The organism is Pseudomonas sp. P4_B3, assembly GCF_056402295.1.
In genome coordinates this window covers 39,770-58,833 of sequence record NZ_JBFUHR010000006.1, presented here as the reverse complement: position 1 = coordinate 58,833, position 19,064 = coordinate 39,770, and the positions used below count along the sequence as shown (strand labels likewise).

Sequence of the window (19,064 nt, the reverse complement as noted above, 5' to 3'; positions counted from 1 at the left end):
CGGTGCCGCGTCAGGCGCCAATCGCCTTTCACTTCTCGAATTCAGGAATTTTCTGATCCATGGGCAAATCGCTGGTCATTGTGGAATCCCCGGCTAAGGCCAAGACCATCAACAAGTATTTGGGCAACGAATACGTGGTGAAGTCGAGTATCGGCCATATCCGAGACCTGCCCACCAGCGGTTCGGCTAGCGCCAGCAAAGAGCCAGCCGCCAAGCGCGGCAAGGCTGCTGCGGGTGAAGTGCCGGCACTGTCGCCGAAGGAAAAAGCGCGCAAGCAGCTGGTCGCGCGCATGGGTGTCGATCCGGATCATGGCTGGAAAGCCAAGTACGAGATCCTCCCGGGCAAGGAAAAAGTCATCGAAGAGCTGCGCCGGCTCGCCAAAGATGCTGACACCATCTATCTCGCAACCGACTTGGACCGCGAGGGGGAAGCCATTGCCTGGCACCTGCGCGAAGCCATCGGTGGTGACGACAGCCGCTACAAGCGCGTGGTGTTCAACGAAATCACCAAGAAGGCGATTCAGGAAGCCTTCTCAAAGCCGGGCGAGCTGGATATCGACCGCGTCAACGCCCAGCAGGCGCGTCGTTTCCTCGACCGCGTCGTGGGTTACATGGTTTCACCGCTGCTGTGGGCCAAGATCGCCCGTGGCCTTTCCGCCGGTCGCGTGCAGTCGGTTGCGGTAAAACTGGTGGTTGAGCGCGAGCGCGAAATCCGTGCGTTCAACCCGGAAGAATACTGGGAAGTCCACGCTGACCTCGGCACCGCCAAGGGCGCGACTGTGCGCTTCGACGTGGCTCGCGAGAAAGGCGAAGCCTTCAAGCCGCTCAATGAAACCCAGGCCATGGCCGCGCTGGAGAAGCTCAAAGCTTCCAGCTACAGCATCGTCAAGCGTGAAGACAAGCCGACCAGCAGCAAACCGTCGGCACCGTTCATCACTTCCACCCTGCAACAGGCCGCAAGCAACCGCCTGGGCTTTGGTGTGAAGAAAACCATGATGATGGCCCAGCGTTTGTACGAAGCCGGCTACATCACCTACATGCGTACCGACTCCACCAACCTTTCGGTCGATGCGGTGGCGATGGCGCGTACCTATATCGAAGGCGAGTTCGGCAAGAAGTACCTGCCGGAGACCCCGAACGTCTACAGCAGCAAGGAAGGCGCACAAGAGGCTCACGAAGCGATTCGTCCCTCCGACGCCAATACCGAGCCAAGCAAGCTATCGGGCATGGAGCGTGACGCTGAGCGCCTCTACGAACTGATCTGGCGCCAGTTCCTCGCTTGCCAGATGCTGCCGGCGCAATACCTGTCGACTACCGTCACCGTGGGTGCCGGCGACTTCGAGCTGCGCGCCAAGGGCCGCATCCTCAAGTTCGACGGTTACACCCGTGTCATGCCGCAAATCGCCAAGCCGGGCGACGACGATGTATTGCCGGACATGGCCCAGGGCGACGCGATGAAGCTGATCAAGCTTGATCCGACCCAGCACTTCACCAAGCCACCGGCACGTTACTCGGAAGCCAGCCTGGTAAAAGAAATGGAAAAACGCGGCATCGGTCGTCCTTCGACCTACGCGGCGATCATTTCGACCATCCAGGACCGTGGTTACGTGGCGCTGCACAACCGTCGTTTCTACTCGGAAAAGATGGGCGATATCGTCACCGAGCGTCTGGCCGAGAGCTTCTCCAACCTGATGGACTACGGCTTCACTGCTGGCATGGAAGAGCATCTCGATGACGTGGCCCAGGGCGAACGCGACTGGAAAAACGTGCTCGACGAGTTCTACGGCGACTTCAAGAAGAAACTCGAAGTAGCCGAAAGCCCGGAAAGCGGCATGCGTGCCAATCAACCGGTGATGACCGACATCCCGTGCACCACCTGCGGTCGTCCGATGCAGATTCGTACTGCGTCGACCGGCGTGTTCCTCGGTTGCTCGGGCTACAGCCTGCCGCCGAAAGAGCGCTGCAAGGCCACCGTCAACCTGGTGCCGGGCGATGAAATCGCCGCGGACGACGAGGGTGAGTCGGAGTCGCTGGTGTTGCGTGGCAAGCATCGCTGCCCGATCTGCAGCACGGCGATGGATGCCTACCTGCTCGATGAGAAGCGCAAGTTGCACATCTGCGGTAACAACCCGGATTGCGATGGCTACGAAATCGAAGAGGGCACCTATCGCATCAAGGGCTATGAAGGCCCGAGCCTGGAATGCGACAAGTGCGGTAGCGAAATGCAGCTCAAGACCGGCCGTTTCGGCAAGTTCTTCGGTTGCACCAACGCGACCTGCAAGAACACGCGCAAACTGCTGAAGAGCGGCGATGCGGCACCGCCGAAGATGGACCCGGTGAAGATGCCTGAGCTGAAGTGCGAAAAGGTCAACGACACCTACATTCTGCGCGACGGTGCATCCGGTCTGTTCCTGGCGGCCAGCCAGTTCCCGAAAAACCGCGAGACCCGTGCTCCGCTGGTGATGGAAATCATCCCGCACAAGGATGAGATCGATCCGAAGTATCACTTCCTCTGTGAGGCGCCGAAGAAAGATCCGGATGGTCTCCCGACTGTGATTCGTTACAGCCGCAAGACCAAGGAACAGTACGTGCAGACCGAGGTTGACGGTAAGCCCACTGGCTGGAAAGCGTTCTACGACGGCGGCAAGTGGAAAGTCGAAGACAAGCGTCCGGCTGCCAAGGCTTAAAGCCGCCGACCCTGTAGGAGCTGGCTTGCCAGCGAAGGGTCCCTTGAGTCATGCGCCGAACTTGCGGACGCCTTCGCTGGCAAGCCAGCTCCTACAGTGCGCAAGGCCGCATGAGAACCTTCGGGTTTTCATGCGGCCTTTCTTGTTTTGGGCTTGCGGTTGGATCGGCTGATCCACGACACTGTCCAACCTGCGTGAAGCAATTATTTCGTTGTGGAGGCTGCCGTCATGGCCCACGAACTTTATACCCGCACCAATCAGAAGATTTATTTCGCCGGCCTGTCGCTGGAAGCACTGGCCCGCACTGAAGAGGGGCGGGCGATGAATTCGCTGGCGCTGATCCAGGCGGGACGCGAATCCGCTCTGTTTCACCTGTACGGCGCGCTGTTGGGGCTGTGTCACGAAATCGCCGGTTACTATCGCTTGCCTCAGGCCAATGCGCCCCGTGCAGAGTTATTGCTGACTCGCGAGGTGCTGGATACCATCGCCATTCCGGAAATGGCTGAGCTGGTCGAGCTGGCCAATAACCCGGAGACCTGGCTGGCCAAACTCCTGGCCGCCCATGCTGCGCTGTTTCAGCCGCCGCGCGCGCCGCACAAGCCGAAAGGGGACGTGACCCAGCCACTGATTCAGGCTGTCAATCTGGATGAAGAGGACGCGCCGCAGGAACTGAGCCGGGAAGAGCTGGAGAGTTGGCGTCAGAACCTGAAAGCATTGGCGATCCGGTTTCGTGAAGGGTTGAACGAGTGCTGACGCACACATTTGGGTAATGACATCTGGTCAAGATCTCAAGCGAACCCCGAACGATGCCTATATAATCCCCGCCTTTCGTGGAGAACAGTCCTTTATGCCAACGTCCTTTCTAGAAATTGTCGAGTTACCAGACGGCCGTATCGAGCTGCGCAGGGCCGAGGACGAGGGTTCTCTGGTTACTTTGGATTTCTCCGAGGACGCCAAAGCGTTCCTGCAAGGGCAGCACGTGGAAGTCGCCAAGGCGATGTTGAGCGTGGGTGTTCAGATGGCAGGTCGCCTGGTTGAAGGCGAATTCGACAAGGACGAGGGGTCGCGGGTGCTTCATTGATCCCCGTCTGTCGTTTTTCTTGATATCGCTACCCATCGGCTTCTCAGTCCCTGGAGAAGCCTCGCGCGGTGAAGCACACGTTTTGTCTGTCAGTCAGCCCAGTCGAATATTCAGGCTCTGAGCGTCCCCGGTGCGGGCGGCGCTGATCAGTTGTTGCCGCGATTGCGGGCTCAACGGGTTGATCCAGCTGACTACCGTGTGGCTGCGACCCAGGCGCAGCGCTTCGCAGGTCAGTTGCTGGGCGCTCTGGGTGCCCCGCGGTTGCAGCAACAGAATGCGCTCGCGGTTGAGGCCGGCATCTCGCAGCCAGGCTTGAGTCAGGCTGGCGGGTGGCGCGATCAGTGTCAGCCAGCGTGCATCCTGGTCCTGGCTCAATTCCCTGAGGATCGGTGCCAGCAGGCTCAGGCAGTTCCCGGTTGCACCACGCAGTGACAGCTCGCTGAAAACGTCAGGTTCGGCGCTCCAGGGGGACTCGACTACGTCTTTCAGAATCGGCGCCAATGGCTGCGCCATGAACGCTTCGAACAACGGCAGTTGGGTTTGCTGTGGTGATGGCTGTGGGAACTGCATGGTGCCTCCTTTAGCGGCGAATGACGCCGACACTCAAGCCTTCGATCACCAGTTCCTGGTCTTGAAGGTTCACTTCAATCGGGGCGAACTCGGGGTTCTCGGCGATCAGCCAGACTTTGCTGCCGTCACGCTTGAAGCGCTTGACGGTCACTTCGTCGCCGATTCGCGCCACCACGATCTGGCCGTTACGGGCTTCGCGGGTGGTGTGGACCGCCAGCAGGTCACCGTCGAAAATGCCGATATCCTTCATGCTCATCCCATGGACGCGCAGCAGGTAGTCGGCGCGCGGATGGAAGAAGGCGGGATTGATGTTGCAGGACTCTTCGATGTGTTGCTGCGCAAGAATCGGGGCGCCGGCTGCGACCCGGCCAATGATCGGCAGGGTGGAATCGTCGGCCTTGGCTTCGAAGCCGGGGATGCGAATGCCACGGGAGGCGCCAGGCGTCATCTCGATTGCACCCTTGCGGGCCAGTGCCTTGAGGTGTTCTTCCGCCGCGTTGGGTGATTTGAAACCCAGTTCCTGAGCGATTTCCGCGCGGGTAGGTGGATAACCGTTGTCTTCCAGGCAGCGTTTGATGAAGGCCAGAATCTCGGCTTGGCGTGGCGTCAGCTTTAGCATATTGATCGCTCTGTTTTTTTATACAGTGACTGGGATTATATACAGTGAGCCGGTCTTGGCAATGCTCCTTTTTTTAATGGCCGCCGGACGGTCAATCAGGCAGTGGATTGAAGCTTCGCTGTTGTGTGGTTAAATGTCTGACCGACCATTCCCGAAACGAACTGCCAGGCTTGACAAGGCGCAGGCTGAAACGTATGTTTCAAACAAGTGTTTGTCAGGCGGAGTAGCCATGGCCCAGTCGGAAACCGTTGAACGCATTCTCGATGCTGCCGAGCAGTTGTTCGCGGAAAAAGGTTTCGCCGAAACCTCGTTGCGCCTGATCACCAGCAAGGCCGGTGTCAACCTGGCGGCGGTGAACTATCACTTCGGTTCGAAGAAGGCGTTGATCCAGGCGGTTTTCTCGCGGTTCCTCGGGCCGTTCTGCATCAGTCTCGATAAAGAGCTGGAGCGGCGCCAGGCCAAACCTGAAATCAGGCCGACACTCGAAGAGTTGCTGGAAATCCTCGTCGAGCAGGCTCTGGTGGTGCAGCCGCGCAGTGGCAACGACCTGTCTATCTTCATGCGTTTGCTGGGACTGGCGTTCAGTCAGAGCCAGGGGCACTTGCGTCGTTATCTGGAAGACATGTACGGCAAGGTGTTCCGCCGCTACATGATACTGGTCAACGACGCGGCACCGCGTATTCCGCCCATCGAGCTGTTCTGGCGCGTGCACTTCATGCTCGGTGCTGCGGCGTTCAGCATGTCCGGTATCAAGGCCTTGCGGGCGATTGCTGAAACCGACTTCGGCGTGAATACCTCGATCGAGCAGGTCATGCGTCTGATGGTGCCATTCCTGGCCGCCGGCATGCGTGCCGAATCCGGTGTGACGGACGCGGCCATGGCCACTGCCCAGTTGCGTCCACGCAGCAAATCGACACCGGTTGCCGCCAAGGTTTAACCGCACACGGGTGGGCGCGGCAGCCGACATCCGCTAAGCTAGCCGCCCATGCCGACTCTCGTTCTGAACCCGTTTTCCATTGATATCGCCGACCTGCCGGGCACAGCGCCCGGCGGCGAATTCGTGTGGGCCGGGTTTTCTGTTATCAAGGAATTTTTATGACTGCTGGCTTGCAAGGCTCGTTGATGGTGGACGTCGCCGGTACCTGGCTGACGGCTGAAGATCGCCAATTGTTGCGCCAGCCCGAAGTGGGCGGCCTGATCATCTTTGCCCGTAACATCGAGCACCCACGCCAGGTGCGTGAATTGAGTGCGGCGATCAGAGCCGTCCGTCCCGACTTGTTGCTGGCTGTGGACCAGGAGGGCGGTCGTGTGCAGCGCCTGCGCCAGGGTTTCGTGCGCTTGCCCGCCATGCGCGCCATCGCCGACAACCCGAACGCCGAGTACCTGGCCGAGCAGTGCGGCTGGATCATGGCGACCGAAGTGCTGGCCGTCGGCCTGGACCTGAGCTTCGCCCCGGTGCTCGACCTCGATTACCAGCGCAGTGCGGTGGTGGGTACCCGTTCGTTCGAGGGTAACCCGGAGCGCGCCGCTCAATTGGCCGGTGCATTCATCCGCGGGATGAACAGCGCAGGCATGGCGGCCACCGGCAAGCATTTCCCCGGTCACGGCTGGGCGGAAGCGGATTCCCACGTCGCGATCCCGAATGATGAGCGCAGCCTCGACGAGATCCGTGCCAACGACCTGGTGCCGTTTGCCAAATTGAGCAAGCAGCTGGCCGCGGTCATGCCGGCCCACGTTATTTATCCACAAGTCGATACCCAGCCCGCTGGTTTCTCCCGCCGCTGGTTGCAGGACATCCTGCGTGGCGAGTTGCAGTTCGACGGGGTGATCTTCAGTGACGACCTGTCCATGGCGGGCGCCCACGTGGTCGGCGATGCCGCCAGCCGTATCGAAGCGGCGCTGACTGCCGGTTGCGACATGGGCCTGGTGTGCAACGACCGTGCGGCTGCCGAGCTCGCCCTGAGCGCTGCCCAGCGTCTGAAGGTCAAGCCTTCCGAGCGCATTGCGCGGATGCGCGGCCAGTCGTTCGCCAGCACCGAATACCGTCAGGACCCGCGCTGGCTGACCGCTGTCGGCGCACTCAAAGAAGCTCAATTGATTGATTAAGGACTGTTCGTTATGACGGTTTACGCGATTATCGGTGGCACTGGCCTGACTCAACTCGAAGGCCTGAGCATTCGCCAGTCACTGGCAGTGGACACGCCTTATGGTGCACCTTCGGCCGACATTCAGATCGGCGAGTATGCCGGCAAGGAAGTGCTGTTCCTCGCCCGTCACGGTCATCCCCATCGTTTTCCGCCGCATCAGGTCAACTACCGCGCCAACCTCTGGGCGCTGAAGCAGGCAGGGGCGCAAGCGATTCTCGCAGTCAATGCCGTGGGTGGAATTCATTCCGCCATGGGCACCGGGCACTTCTGCGTGCCGCATCAGTTGATCGACTACACCAGCGGTCGTGAGCACACCTACTTTGCCGATGACCTGGAACACGTCACCCATATCGACTTCAGCTACCCCTACAGCGAACCGTTGCGCCAGCAACTGATCGCGGCATTGGCGGCGGAAGGTGTGGGCTACAGCAGTCATGGCGTGTATGCGTGCACTCAAGGGCCGCGCCTGGAGACAGTGGCTGAAATCGCCCGGCTGGAGCGCGATGGCTGCGACATCGTTGGCATGACCGGTATGCCGGAGGCCGCCCTGGCCCGGGAACTGGAACTGGATTACGCCTGTCTGGCGCTGGTGGTGAACCCGGCGGCGGGCAAGTCGACGGCGGTGATCACCATGGCCGAAATCGAGCAGGCGTTGCATGACGGCATGGGCAAGGTGAAATCGACATTGGCGCGGGTGCTCAAGGGCTGAGTTCACTCGACACCGAGTGGCTTCCTTCGCTGGCAAGCCAGCTCCTACAGTGTCGCGTCGAATACAAATTCTACGAACGCCACTGAACCTGTGGGAGCTGGCTTGCCAGCGAAGAGGCCGGTTCAGGCGCCGCAAATCTCAGCGTTTTTCGAGGTTTTCCGGCAGCGGCGCAAACAGCGCTTCGATATCATCGCCCTGCAGTTTCCAGTCCCCGGCCTTGCGCCCATCCAGCACGCCGGCCGCGAGGTCGGATTTTTCCTTTTGCAGGTGCTGAATCTTTTCTTCCACCGTGCCGCGCGCAATCAGTTTATAAACGAACACCGGCTTCTCCTGGCCGATGCGATACGCCCGGTCAGTCGCCTGGTTTTCCGTCGCCGGGTTCCACCACGGATCGTAATGAATCACCGTGTCCGCTTCGGTCAGGTTCAGGCCAACGCCACCGGCCTTCAGGCTGATCAGAAATATCTGACGTTTGCCGCTCTGGAATTCCTTCACCGGCGTGCGGCGGTCGCGGGTCTGGCCGGTCAGCAGGGCGTAGGCCACGCCGCGTTTGTTCAGTTCGTCTTCGATCAGCGACAGCATTGAAGTGAACTGCGAGAACAGGAGGATCCGTCGACCTTCTTCGAACAATTCCTCGAGCATTTCCATCAGGCTGTCGAGCTTGCCTGACGTGCTGCCACGGCTTGGCAGGGTCGCCTCGTTGACCAGGCGCAAATCGCAGCACACCTGGCGCAGTTTCAGCAGCGCTTCGAGAATGATGATCTGGCTGCGGGCCACGCCTTTGCGGGTGATCTCGTCGCGGACTTTCTTGTCCATGGCCAAACGCATGGTTTCGTACACGTCGCGTTGGGCCTCGTTGAGTTCGACCCAGTGGATGATCTCGGTTTTCGGCGGCAACTCGGTGGCCACCTGTTCCTTGGTGCGGCGCAGCAGGAAAGGTTTGATCCGGCCGTTGAGGTGCTGGAGCCTGACCTCGCTGGTGCGTTTTTCAATCGGCACGCGGTAATCGCGGTTGAAGCTTTTGACGTCGCCCAACCAGCCGGGCAAGAGGAAGTGAAACAGCGACCACAGCTCGCCCAGATGGTTTTCCAGCGGCGTGCCGCTCAGGCACAGGCGTTGCCGGGCATTGAGCTCACGGGCAGCCTGGGCGGCCTTGCTGCTCGGGTTCTTGATGTATTGCGCTTCGTCCAGCACCAGTATGTGCAAGGGCTGCGCCGCCAGGCGTTCGACATCCTTGGGCAGCAGCGCATAGGTGGTCAGGATCAGATCGTAGTCAGCCAGCTTGTCGAAGTGCTTTTTGCGGCTGGCACCGTATAGCGCCAGTACCTTGAGCTGCGGCGTAAAGTGCGCCGCTTCGTCGAGCCAGTTGGGAATCAGGCTGGTCGGCATTACGACCATGCACGGCCGATCGAGGCGGCCGGCGTTTTTCTCGCTCAGAACATGCGCCAGTGTCTGCAGGGTTTTGCCCAGGCCCATGTCGTCCGCGAGAATTCCACCCACTTCCAGTTGTCGCAGCGACTGCATCCAGCTCAAGCCTTCGAGCTGATACGGACGCAGCGTCGCATTCAGGCCGTCCGGGGCGGTGGCCGTGTGGTCCTTGATGTCGCGCAGCCGCTGGGCAAGGGTGCGGATCTGTTCGCCACCCTCCCACAGTAGTGGCATGTCTTCCAGCGGGTTCAGGCGCGTGGCATCGGCCTTGCTCAGGCGCAGCGTGGTGTCGCCGGGCTCCTGCAGGTAGAACTCGCCGAGGGTGGCCAGCACCGGCTTCAAGCGGCCGAAGGGCAGGGCGACTTGCAGCGGGCCGTACTCGGAGTTCGGGCGATTGGGGATGTTGACCAGGATCAGCTCGTCGTCGCGGCGTCGGGCCAGGCGTTCCGGGTTGAGGATTTCGGTGTGGGAGCGCATCAGGTTGAGCAGGATCGGCAACAGGCTCAGGCGTTCGCCGTTGACGATGATCCCCAGTTCCAGATCGAACCAGTCGCGCTCCGGTGCCTGTTCGACCGTGGCGTACCAGTCGTCTACCGCCGTCAGGTCGAAACCGAAGTCCTCGTCGATCTGCAATTCCCAGCCCTGGGTGCGCAACTTCGGCAATTCATTGAGGGTAAAGGTCAGCCAGGCGCTGTCATTGACCATCTCGAACAGCTCGCCGGCACTTTCCGGCAAGGCCTTGCTTTGCCGGGTGGCGACTTTGAAACCGAGGATTCGCAGCTGTTCCCGGTAGGACTGTTCCACTTCCGGGTGGCGTTTTATCCGCAGCGTCTGGGTTTCCTGACGAATCAGGATGTCGGAGTTTCTCTGCCCGGACACGTACTCATCCAGGTAGCTGAAAGACAGCGCCGCCCGATGCTGAATGTACCGCTGCATTCGGCCGTTGCGCGGTTCGAACGCGCTGAACTCGATGCTGGCCAGCCACAGGCGCGGGACGGGCTGCACATTGTCCACCAGCACTTGCGGCGGGGCTTTCGGGCTGCGGTTTTCCAGGACTGCCTGGAGTTTTTCCAGAAGTTCGGCGTCTTTGGCGGCAGCGGGGTAGTCGAGGGTTTCCTGCACTTGCAGGAGCACCGCTGCGCAATGTTTGCAGTTGATGTGGACCGGGCAGGAGCAGGTGGCGTCGACCATCAGCAGCGTGCCCTTGGCTGACTCGCGCAGGCGAATGGTCTGACGGTAAACGTTACTGCCAGAGCCTTCGCAGGCGGCAATGATCGTGGCGTCGCCGGCCTCGACGATCCTGACACGATTCTCCAGCGCGTAACGGCGACCACGCTCCAGGCTCTGTTCCTTGAATCGGCTGACCCAGGATGGTGCCAGGGGTTTGCTCAGGGTCGCGGACATAGGGAATCAGTCCGGAATTTCTTCGGGAGCTGCTCGGGGTGCGGGAGCGGTCAGCGAGGTGATCTTGATCAGCAGGCCGAGGTGGCCGTTGTCGAGGAAGTTCAACTGGCCGTTTTTGGTGTGGCTTTCCTGTTTCAGGCGCTCGCTGGCGGTCACCATGCCATTGGCATCGATCTGATTGACCCAGAAATCGGCGTCGACGTCGGTAAAGCGTCCCAGCGTCATGTTCAGCGTGCCCTCGATCGGGAACTGACCATATTGTTCCTTGCCGTCGCTGATCGCCACTTTGCTGGCGTTTTCGCCGAGAGTCTGTTGCCAGGCCTTGTGCAGCAACACCGTGTAGTCGGCGCTGCTGGTGAGTTTATCCACCTCGCCATTCAGGCTTGGTGTACGCAGGCTGTCGGGGCTGACGGGTTGGGCGCCAGCGGCCCAGTCTTCCGGTGCGGCGCGGCTGACAATCGCCGGCACGGCGTTTTGACGGACCAGAATCATTTCGACCTGATACAGGTCATCGGCAAATGCCGTGGGTGCAACCAGTGCTGGCATCAACAGGGTCAGCAAGGTCAGTGAGCGAAACAGGCGCATGCGGCGTCCTTCAAGCAGTTTTCGGAACGAGGCGCTCGAACAGCGCCTCTACAGTATTAAAGCGCTCTTCCGGGCGCTCCATCGGAACCATGAACTTGAACATCGTGGCGCCTTCGAATTTGTAGCGTTTTGGCTGGCTCTGGATCAGTTTGATCAGGGTCAGCGGGTCGACCGGCGTCTGTGCGGCGAACTCGACGCGACCGCCTTGGGGGCCGCCATCGACTTTCTTGATGCCCAGTTGCTCGGCCTGCAATTTCAATGCAGTGATGCGGATCAGGTTCTTGGTCGGTTCCGGCAACAGGCCGAAACGGTCAATCATCTCCACCTGCAAATCCTTGAGGCCGTCCTCATCGGTGGCCGAGGCGATGCGCTTGTAGAGAATCAGGCGGGCGTGAACGTCCGGCAGGTAGTCCTCGGGAATCAACGCCGGAACCCGCAGGTTGACTTCCGGACCACCGCCGAGCGGTTGATCGAGGTTCGGCTGCTCGCCCTTGCGGATCGACTTCACTGCGCGCTCGAGCATTTCCATGTACAGCGTGAAGCCGACAGCCTGGATCTGCCCGCTCTGGCCGTCGCCGAGCAGTTCGCCGGCGCCACGGATTTCCAGGTCGTTGGTGGCGAGCACGAAGCCCGCGCCGAGGTCCTGGGTGTTGGCAATCGCTTCCAGGCGCTTTTCCGCGTCCGGGGTGATTTGCTGGCGTGGCGGCGTCAGCAGGTAGGCGTAGGCCTGGTGGTGGCTGCGTCCGACCCGGCCGCGCAACTGGTGCAACTGTGCCAGGCCGAACTTGTCGGCACGCTCGATGATGATGGTGTTGGCGCTCGGCACGTCGATGCCGGTCTCGATGATGGTCGAGGCGATCAGCACGTTGAAGCGCTTGTGGTAGAAGTCGCTCATCACCTGTTCGAGATCGCGTTCGCGCATCTGCCCATGACCGATAGCGATCCGTGCTTCCGGTACCAGTTCGGCGAGGTCGGCGGCGCATTTCTCGATGGTCTTCACGTCGTTGTGCAGGTAGTAGACCTGGCCGCCACGCAGCAACTCACGCAGCAAGGCCTCTTTGACCGTGCTCTTGTTCTGCTCCATGACGAAGGTGCGTACCGACAGACGACGAGCCGGCGGCGTGGCGATGATCGACAGATCGCGCATGCCCGACACCGCCATGTTGAGCGTGCGCGGAATCGGCGTAGCGGTCAGGGTCAGGATGTCGACTTCACTGCGCAGCGCCTTGAGCTGTTCTTTCTGGCGTACGCCGAAACGGTGTTCTTCGTCGATAATCACCAGGCCGAGGTTTTTGATCTTCACGTCGTCCTGCAGCAACTTGTGCGTGCCGATGACGATGTCGATCTTGCCTTCGGCCAGGTCCGCGACCGCCGCATTCACTTCCTTGGCCGACTTGAAGCGGCTCATCACTTCCACAGTCACCGGCCAGTCGGCGAAGCGGTCGCGGAAGCTGTTGTAATGCTGCTGGGCGAGCAGGGTGGTCGGCACCAGGATCGCCACCTGGCGACCGCCATGCACGGCAATGAACGCGGCGCGCATCGCCACTTCGGTCTTGCCGAAGCCGACGTCGCCGCACACCAGGCGATCCATTGGCTTGGGCGCGAGCATGTCTTCGCGCACCGCTTCGATGGTGGTTTGCTGGTCCGGGGTTTCTTCGAACGGGAAGCCTGCGCTGAAGGTGGCGTAGTCGGCTTTCGGATCGGCGAAAGCGTAGCCTTCGCGGGCGGCGCGGCGGGCATAGATGTCGAGCAACTCGGCGGCCACGTCACGCACCTGTTCGGCGGCTTTGCGCTTGGCTTTCTGCCAGGTCTCGGAACCGAGGCGGTGCAGCGGGGCCAGGGCGTCGTCGCTGCCGGTGTAGCGGGCGATCAGGTGCAGGTTGGCCACCGGCACGTAAAGCTTGGCGCCTTCGGCGTACTCCAGGGCGAGGAATTCAGCGGTCTGGCTATCGATTTCCAGGGTTGCCAGGCCCAGGTAGCGACCGACACCGTGGTCGATGTGCACCACCGGCGCACCTTCACGCAGCTCGGTGAGGTTCTTGATCACGGCATCGTTGTTGGCATCGGCGCGCTTTTCGCGGCGACGGCGCTGCATCACGCGCTGGCCGAACAGCGGGCTTTCCGCGACGAGGGCCAGGGCCGGGTCGTCGAGCAGCAAGCCTTCGTCGAGCGGGGCGATGGTGATCGCCAGGCGATCCTTGCCGGCGACAAAGTCTGGCCAGCTGTCGACGGTTTTCGGTCGCAGCTTCAGACGTTCCAGCAGCTCCAGCAACACTTCGCGGCGGCCTGCGGATTCGGCGGTAAACAGCACGCGACCGGGGAACTGGTCGAGGAATTCGGCCAGCGCTGCCATTGGCTGGGTGGCCTTGGCTTCGATGGCCAGGTTCGGCAGCTCGCGAGCGGGGAAGCGCTCGCGACCGCTACCGCTTTCCACGTCCTGTTGACTGGCCACCACGCGCGGCCAGTTCTTCAGGCGCGCGAAGCAGTCTTCCACCGGCAGGAACAGTTCGGCGGGTGGTAATAAAGGACGGGACGGGTCGACGCGGCGTTCTTCATAACGATTGCGCACGTCGTTCCAGAAGTTTTCCGCGGCCTGTTCGATACCGGGCAGCGAGAACACTTGCGTGTCCTGGGGCAAGTAATCGAACAGGGTCGAGGTTTCTTCGAAGAACAGCGGCAGGTAGTACTCGATACCGGCCGGGGTAATCCCGCTGCTCAGGTCCTGAAAGATCGGGCAGCGGCGGAAGTCGACGTCAAAACGCTCGCGAAACCGCGCCTTGAAGCGGGTGACCGCTTCTTTCTGTAGCGGAAACTCCTTGGCCGGCAACAGCTTGACCGAGTCGACCTTGTCGATGGAGCGCTGGTTCTCCGGGTCGAAGGTGCGCAGGGTTTCGATTTCGTCGTCGAACAGATCGATGCGATACGGCAGCTTGCTGCCCATCGGGAACAGATCGATCAGCGAACCGCGAACGGTGAACTCGCCATGCTCGTACACGGTATCGACGTAGCGATAGCCGGTGGCCTCGAGGCGGGTGCGCATTTGCTCGACGTCGAGTTTCTGGCCGATATCCAGTACCAGGCTGCTGCCGAGCAGGAACTTGGTCGGCGCGAGGCGATGCAGGGCGGTCGTGATCGGCACCACCAGCACGCCATGGCTCAGCTCCGGCAGCCGGTACAGGCTGGCGATGCGCTGGGAAATGATGTCCTGGTGCGGCGAGAACAGGTCGTAGGGCAGGGTTTCCCAGTCGGGAAAGTGCAATACGGGCAAATCCGGGGCGAAGAAACCCAGCTCCTGTTCCAGCCGTTCGGCACTTTGGCTGTCGGCGGTCAGCAGCAGGGTAAAGCGCTTGGCAGCGCTGGCGGCCTCGGCAATGGCCAGGCTCAGGGCGGCACCGGGCAGGTTGCCCCAGTGCTGTTTACCTGCCGCGGCAGGGAGAAGCGGTAGACGCAGAACGGGCACGGAAGGTTGAGCTCCAAGCGTTGCGACAAAGTCGGTAATTGTAGCGGTCTACGATGCCGCCTGTCAGTTGCTGACTGCGTCTAAAGCACGGGTTTGGTGAAATGTAGTGGTAAAGACAAAATTCGGCGGTTTTTTGCCAGAAATTACTGAATATGTAGTGGCAAAAACAACGAGTGTTACGGAGGGTTACGGATAACGAGGCGTGACCTCCAAAAAATTGACTGCGCTGCAAGCCCCGGTTTTATTGGGCTGGCGCGATGCGTAAGTTTTTTGAACGACGATTTGTTACGTAAAGCACGACGGGCGCGCATTGCTACGGCGGTCACTCGGCGGCATAATGTAGCCCCTTTTTTCTGCCCCTACATGTGGAAGGTTCCCGTGACTCAGAAGCCCGACCAGTGTCTTGGTGAATGGATCGACCGTGAAGCACTCGCAGAAGCGATGATTCCGCTTATCGGTCAGCTCTACCGCAATAACAACGTGGTGAGCTCGATCTATGGCCGCAGCCTGATCAATCGTTCAGTCATTGCGATTCTCAAAGCTCACCGCTTTGCTCGTCACCGTCAGTCCGACGAAAGCGAGCTGTCCGTCCACGAAACATTCCCGCTGATCAAGGCGATGAGCGAGCTCAAGCTCGGCGCCGCTTCGGTGGACCTGGGCAAGCTGGCGGCCAAATTCAAGGCCGAAGGCAATGGCCGTACTGCCGAGCAGTTCGTCCGTGAAGAACTGGCTGACGTGGTTGGCCAGCAAAACGTATCCGCCCGCAAAGGCACCGACGTTGTCCTCTACGGCTTCGGTCGTATCGGCCGTCTGCTGGCGCGCATCCTGATCGAGAAAACCGGTGGTGGCGACGGCCTGCGCCTGCGCGCCATCGTTGTCCGCAAGGGCGCCGAGAACGACCTGGTCAAGCGTGCCAGCCTGCTGCGCCGCGACTCGGTCCATGGCCCGTTCGATGGCACCATCACCATCGATGAAGCCAACAACACCATCACCGCCAACGGCAACCTGATCCAGGTGATCTACGCCAAGAGCCCGGCCGAAGTCGACTACACCCAGTACGGCATCGAAAACGCTCTGATCGTCGACAACACCGGTGTATGGCGTGACGCTGACGGTCTGGGCCAGCACCTGGCCTGCCCGGGCGCTGCCCGCGTGATCCTCACCGCACCTGGCAAGGGCGCGCTGAAGAACATCGTGCACGGCATCAACCATGGCGATATCAGCCCTGACGACAAGATCATCTCGGCGGCTTCCTGCACCACCAACGCCATCGTGCCGGTGCTCAAGGCAGTCAACGACAAGTACGGCATCATCAACGGCCACGTCGAAACCGTTCACTCGTTCACCAACGACCAGAACCTGATCGACAACTTCCACAAGGGCAGCCGTCGTGGCCGCGCCGCGCCGCTGAACATGGTTATCACCGAGACCGGTGCCGCCACCGCAGCCGCCAAGGCGCTGCCAGTGCTCAAGGGCAAGCTGACCGGCAACGCGATTCGCGTTCCTACGCCGAACGTGTCGATGGCCATCCTGAACCTGAACCTGGAAAAGGCCACCACTCGCGAAGAGATCAACGAGTACCTGCGCCAGATGGCCATGCACTCGGATCTGCACAAGCAGATCGACTACGTGAGCTCCCAGGAAGTGGTTTCCACCGACTTCGTTGGCTCGCGCCACGCAGGCGTAGTGGACGCGGAAGCGACCATCACCCAGGATAACCGCGTTGTTCTGTACGTTTGGTACGACAACGAGTTCGGTTACAGCTGCCAGGTGGTTCGCGTGATGGAAGACATGGCCGGTGTAAACCCGCCAGCCTTCCCGCGCTAAGCCTTTAGCGGCACATGAAGCGCCCCGACTTTGGTCGGGGCGTTTTTGTTTGGGCGCTCCGCAATAAATACGCTTTAGAAACAATCCTGTAGGAAAAGGATCGTTTCTTTTGGCGAAATTTCTGAATCATTCTTTTGACCCTGCCGTGAGAGTCGCGCCGCTGTTAGCGTCCGCCGCATTATTTCTGAACACCCTACCAAGGATAAGGATTTTGAAATGAATGCACCCTTGCAACCTTTGTATACCAACGATGTTTCCCCAGAGTATCTGCGCAGTCTGGACAATCCACACTTCACTGAGCAGCAAATTGCGCAATTCCATGAGCACGCCCAAGTGGTTGTGCGTCAACAGCAGGCTTACATCGACACTCATCCTGCTATCGCCATCTTCCGGTGCGCAACCGAGGGCAGCCAGACCCGTAACGGCGGGGTGATCCAGCAAGGGACAGGGCCGCTGGAGTTCAAGTTGGAAAATGGACGGTCGGTGCGCGTAGCGCGAACAGGTGACTACGTCCTGTATGCCGATGGCGGTACGGCGCAAATCATCACCGGCGCAGGGCAAGACAACAATGATGTGGCGCTGGTCGGCAGCGTGCTCAGCAATGGCGATGAGATCATCAATACGCCGCAAGGCGGCTACGTGTTTATTGCGCGCGAAGGTGTATCGATGGTCGAAGATTTTTTGCCATCAGTCGCGGACTGAGTGACGAGGTCTGGCGCTGCCCAAGGCTGTCTCAGTGCTGCGTTGCTTAAATGCTAACGCAGCTGACGGTCGTAACCCATGGCCGTAAACCTTCTGGGGACGGCCGGATGTAATGAAGAAGAAATTCAATGAAAGAAGGACATTTCATCGGTCTGAATGACCGAACCACCTGTGGTGGCAAAGTTCTGGATGGTGACACCCGGATCATGATGTATGGCGTTGCCCACGCCTGCGATGGTGATCGGGTCACCTGTGGAAAAGACGGGAAGACGTATCGGATCGTCGGTGGCATTTCGTACATGATCAGTCATGGAAAACCCATGGCTGGTACGCTGGACAGTTACAGCAATTGCCCCTGTAAAGCTCGACTGATCCCCTCCGTAATGACGGCCACGTATCAAAGCAACGCAAGCCCTGCACAGCCGGCCACCAGGGCTGCGGGCTCATCGGCGGCTCCGGCTGAAAACAGCTTTACGGCCAAGCCTCAGGTGGTTGATCTGAAGCTGGCAGATAAAATCTCTGCACCACCCGGCGACCTTGGTGGAAGCGAAGCCTGTAACCATCCAGACCAGATGGAAGAGCTTGCCAGCTACATCGCAGGTGAGATGAACAGGAACATCAAGCATCCGTCCGTGTTGAAAATGAAAGAGCTGATGAGCTACGACAGCAGCGCGCAAGCCAGGAAATTTCGGGCGTTACCCTGGTACGCCAGGCTGGCTGGACCACCAAATTTCAACGGAATTGCATGGACGAAGAAGCTTGAGGCGATGGCGATCTGGACTAAACAAGTGGGTCAAAACATGGAGTGGGATCACAAGCCGAAGCTTCGGGAGCTGTTTCCCGGGGTACGACACAAGCAAGGGAAGTATCTCTACTACTACGACATTTGGTCGAACATCCACTACGGTTATGTCGGAATCATAGGTGGACTTTCAGAAAGCTTACTGCTAGACGGAGCAGGGGCCGAGCAAATCGCCTCAGATACCCTGCGCAAAGCCGAAGAGTTACGAACAACGCCCAAAGAGGATAGAGAGCTCCTTGGCCCTCGTCCTACAGCTAGCCCTTGGACTGAATTGCGATCATGGGATGATGTAGCTGATAGAGTGTCGATAAGCATCGGTATAAAGCTCGCCAATCAGCACCCTGAAGGCGGGATAACAGCGCAGATGATCATGAATAAGGTGTTGGCAGTTCCACCAGAGAACTGGGGAGATGGAGTCCGTGTCCACGTCTGTAAATAACCCCCGATCTCGTTACTTACGGTGGCTATGGATTCCGTTTTTACCACTGCTGCTGCCACTGCTGGTACTGCAGTTGATGGCCCTCTGGAATGTTTATGTTCTACCCAGTGCAACCGTCAATTATTCCAAGGATGCCGAGCGCGGATTGCGGTACACCTGGAACGTTCAAGACCGGATATACAGGGGGCGGATGTCCCCAGGAGGTGCCACCAGCGACCACGGATATCTATTTCCGGATACCGAATTTTTCATGGAGTTTTCTTGGGCAGCCGAGAACGGGCGTTGGCACTGCATCAGCATCACACCGAAGTGGCCCAACATGCATATTTTTCTCGACGCCGACGGCAACATTGATATGCGCAAAGGGAGTGGTGCAGATGTGGATAGGCTGAAAGAGTGTCAATGGGATTTGGTGAAGCCCTAACATGCGTCAAGATTAAAAGTCGGTATTGGTTTGATTAACGAAATGCTAGCGATTTACTCCGGGTTGGGGGGGGGCACAAATGCAAGTAAATGGTGCTGCTTTTGTTTAAGGGTAGACCGCTAGCAATATTGCTTCTGATGTATTTTGTCTGGTATGTCTCCGTGCCGAGGGTGAAAGTCT

At 59.7% G+C, this 19,064-nt stretch carries 15 protein-coding genes; 10 read left to right on the top strand and 5 right to left on the bottom strand.

The window, feature by feature from the left end; genetic code table 11:
- Positions 1 to 59: 59 nt before the first annotated feature.
- From topA to AC1DWG_RS08095, 3 genes are all read left to right on the top strand, one after another.
- Positions 60 to 2,687: a type I DNA topoisomerase gene (gene topA / locus AC1DWG_RS08105; RefSeq protein ID WP_477754641.1), complete on the top strand. Its 2,628-nt coding sequence runs from the start codon at positions 60 to 62 to the stop codon at positions 2,685 to 2,687.
- Between the two features lie 228 nt (positions 2,688 to 2,915).
- Complete coding sequence (locus AC1DWG_RS08100; protein ID WP_477787607.1) at positions 2,916 to 3,440, top strand: DUF6586 family protein; 525 nt, start codon at positions 2,916 to 2,918, stop codon at positions 3,438 to 3,440.
- Positions 3,441 to 3,534: 94 nt separating this feature from the next.
- Positions 3,535 to 3,768 (top strand): hypothetical protein, encoded by a 234-nt coding sequence (locus AC1DWG_RS08095; RefSeq protein ID WP_015095953.1) that lies wholly within the window; start codon positions 3,535 to 3,537, stop codon positions 3,766 to 3,768.
- Positions 3,769 to 3,861: 93 nt separating this feature from the next.
- Here AC1DWG_RS08095 and sulA read toward each other — a convergent pair whose 3' ends face one another.
- Together sulA and lexA are read right to left on the bottom strand one after the other, a co-directional pair.
- Positions 3,862 to 4,338, bottom strand: a complete 477-nt coding sequence (gene sulA, locus AC1DWG_RS08090; protein WP_477755311.1) for an SOS-induced cell division inhibitor SulA — start codon at positions 4,336 to 4,338, stop codon at positions 3,862 to 3,864.
- A 10-nt stretch (positions 4,339 to 4,348) separates the two neighbouring features.
- The gene (gene lexA / locus AC1DWG_RS08085; RefSeq protein ID WP_007995278.1) at positions 4,349 to 4,957 is read right to left on the bottom strand and encodes a transcriptional repressor LexA; all 609 of its coding nucleotides are present in this window, start codon (positions 4,955 to 4,957) and stop codon (positions 4,349 to 4,351) included.
- Positions 4,958 to 5,186: 229 nt separating this feature from the next.
- Between lexA and AC1DWG_RS08080 the strand changes: the two genes are divergently transcribed.
- The 3 genes from AC1DWG_RS08080 to AC1DWG_RS08070 all read left to right on the top strand — a co-directional run bounded on the left by AC1DWG_RS08080 (position 5,187) and on the right by AC1DWG_RS08070 (position 7,813).
- Positions 5,187 to 5,894, top strand: coding sequence for a TetR/AcrR family transcriptional regulator (locus AC1DWG_RS08080; RefSeq protein ID WP_477763437.1), 708 nt, complete (start codon positions 5,187 to 5,189; stop codon positions 5,892 to 5,894).
- A 158-nt stretch (positions 5,895 to 6,052) separates the two neighbouring features.
- Positions 6,053 to 7,063 (top strand): beta-N-acetylhexosaminidase, encoded by a 1,011-nt coding sequence (nagZ, locus tag AC1DWG_RS08075; RefSeq protein WP_477787606.1) that lies wholly within the window; start codon positions 6,053 to 6,055, stop codon positions 7,061 to 7,063.
- A 12-nt stretch (positions 7,064 to 7,075) separates the two neighbouring features.
- Positions 7,076 to 7,813: an S-methyl-5'-thioinosine phosphorylase gene (locus AC1DWG_RS08070; RefSeq protein ID WP_477763438.1), complete on the top strand. Its 738-nt coding sequence runs from the start codon at positions 7,076 to 7,078 to the stop codon at positions 7,811 to 7,813.
- A gap of 138 nt (positions 7,814 to 7,951) precedes the next feature.
- Here AC1DWG_RS08070 and AC1DWG_RS08065 read toward each other — a convergent pair whose 3' ends face one another.
- The 3 genes from AC1DWG_RS08065 to mfd are packed head-to-tail and all read right to left on the bottom strand — an operon-like array spanning position 7,952 to position 14,690.
- A complete protein-coding gene (locus AC1DWG_RS08065) occupies positions 7,952 to 10,645 on the bottom strand; it encodes an SNF2-related protein (protein WP_477787605.1) in 2,694 nt (897 codons plus the stop codon).
- Between the two features lie 6 nt (positions 10,646 to 10,651).
- Complete coding sequence (locus AC1DWG_RS08060; protein WP_477763440.1) at positions 10,652 to 11,230, bottom strand: CsiV family protein; 579 nt, start codon at positions 11,228 to 11,230, stop codon at positions 10,652 to 10,654.
- Positions 11,231 to 11,240: 10 nt separating this feature from the next.
- Entirely contained in the window at positions 11,241 to 14,690 is a 3,450-nt protein-coding gene (gene mfd, locus AC1DWG_RS08055) for a transcription-repair coupling factor (protein ID WP_477759923.1), read from the bottom strand.
- Between the two features lie 363 nt (positions 14,691 to 15,053).
- Here mfd and AC1DWG_RS08050 point away from each other — a divergent pair, with 363 nt between their 5' ends.
- From AC1DWG_RS08050 to AC1DWG_RS08035, 4 genes are all read left to right on the top strand, one after another.
- Positions 15,054 to 16,517, top strand: coding sequence for a glyceraldehyde-3-phosphate dehydrogenase (locus tag AC1DWG_RS08050; protein ID WP_477756617.1), 1,464 nt, complete (start codon positions 15,054 to 15,056; stop codon positions 16,515 to 16,517).
- 216 nt (positions 16,518 to 16,733) lie between these two features.
- Positions 16,734 to 17,219: a hypothetical protein gene (locus AC1DWG_RS08045; protein ID WP_477787604.1), complete on the top strand. Its 486-nt coding sequence runs from the start codon at positions 16,734 to 16,736 to the stop codon at positions 17,217 to 17,219.
- Between the two features lie 128 nt (positions 17,220 to 17,347).
- Positions 17,348 to 18,460 carry a polymorphic toxin type 44 domain-containing protein gene (locus AC1DWG_RS08040; protein WP_477787603.1) on the top strand — a complete coding sequence of 371 codons (1,113 nt, stop codon included), beginning with the start codon at positions 17,348 to 17,350 and terminating at the stop codon, positions 18,458 to 18,460.
- Positions 18,441 to 18,884 (top strand): hypothetical protein, encoded by a 444-nt coding sequence (locus tag AC1DWG_RS08035; RefSeq protein WP_477756679.1) that lies wholly within the window; start codon positions 18,441 to 18,443, stop codon positions 18,882 to 18,884. The genes AC1DWG_RS08040 and AC1DWG_RS08035 overlap by 20 nt, the downstream gene beginning before the upstream one ends.
- Positions 18,885 to 19,064 lie beyond the last annotated feature (180 nt).

Coding starts and splice junctions, on each gene's coding strand:
- AC1DWG_RS08060 (WP_477763440.1), bottom strand. CDS start 11,230: ATGCGCCTGTTTCGCTCACTGACCTTGCTGACCCTGTTGATGCCAGCA.
- AC1DWG_RS08100 (WP_477787607.1), top strand. CDS start 2,916: ATGGCCCACGAACTTTATACCCGCACCAATCAGAAGATTTATTTCGCC.
- topA (WP_477754641.1), top strand. CDS start 60: ATGGGCAAATCGCTGGTCATTGTGGAATCCCCGGCTAAGGCCAAGACC.
- AC1DWG_RS08040 (WP_477787603.1), top strand. CDS start 17,348: ATGAAAGAAGGACATTTCATCGGTCTGAATGACCGAACCACCTGTGGT.
- sulA (WP_477755311.1), bottom strand. CDS start 4,338: ATGCAGTTCCCACAGCCATCACCACAGCAAACCCAACTGCCGTTGTTC.
- AC1DWG_RS08080 (WP_477763437.1), top strand. CDS start 5,187: ATGGCCCAGTCGGAAACCGTTGAACGCATTCTCGATGCTGCCGAGCAG.
- AC1DWG_RS08050 (WP_477756617.1), top strand. CDS start 15,054: ATGTGGAAGGTTCCCGTGACTCAGAAGCCCGACCAGTGTCTTGGTGAA.
- nagZ (WP_477787606.1), top strand. CDS start 6,053: ATGACTGCTGGCTTGCAAGGCTCGTTGATGGTGGACGTCGCCGGTACC.
- AC1DWG_RS08095 (WP_015095953.1), top strand. CDS start 3,535: ATGCCAACGTCCTTTCTAGAAATTGTCGAGTTACCAGACGGCCGTATC.
- AC1DWG_RS08070 (WP_477763438.1), top strand. CDS start 7,076: ATGACGGTTTACGCGATTATCGGTGGCACTGGCCTGACTCAACTCGAA.
- AC1DWG_RS08065 (WP_477787605.1), bottom strand. CDS start 10,645: ATGTCCGCGACCCTGAGCAAACCCCTGGCACCATCCTGGGTCAGCCGA.
- lexA (WP_007995278.1), bottom strand. CDS start 4,957: ATGCTAAAGCTGACGCCACGCCAAGCCGAGATTCTGGCCTTCATCAAA.
- AC1DWG_RS08045 (WP_477787604.1), top strand. CDS start 16,734: ATGAATGCACCCTTGCAACCTTTGTATACCAACGATGTTTCCCCAGAG.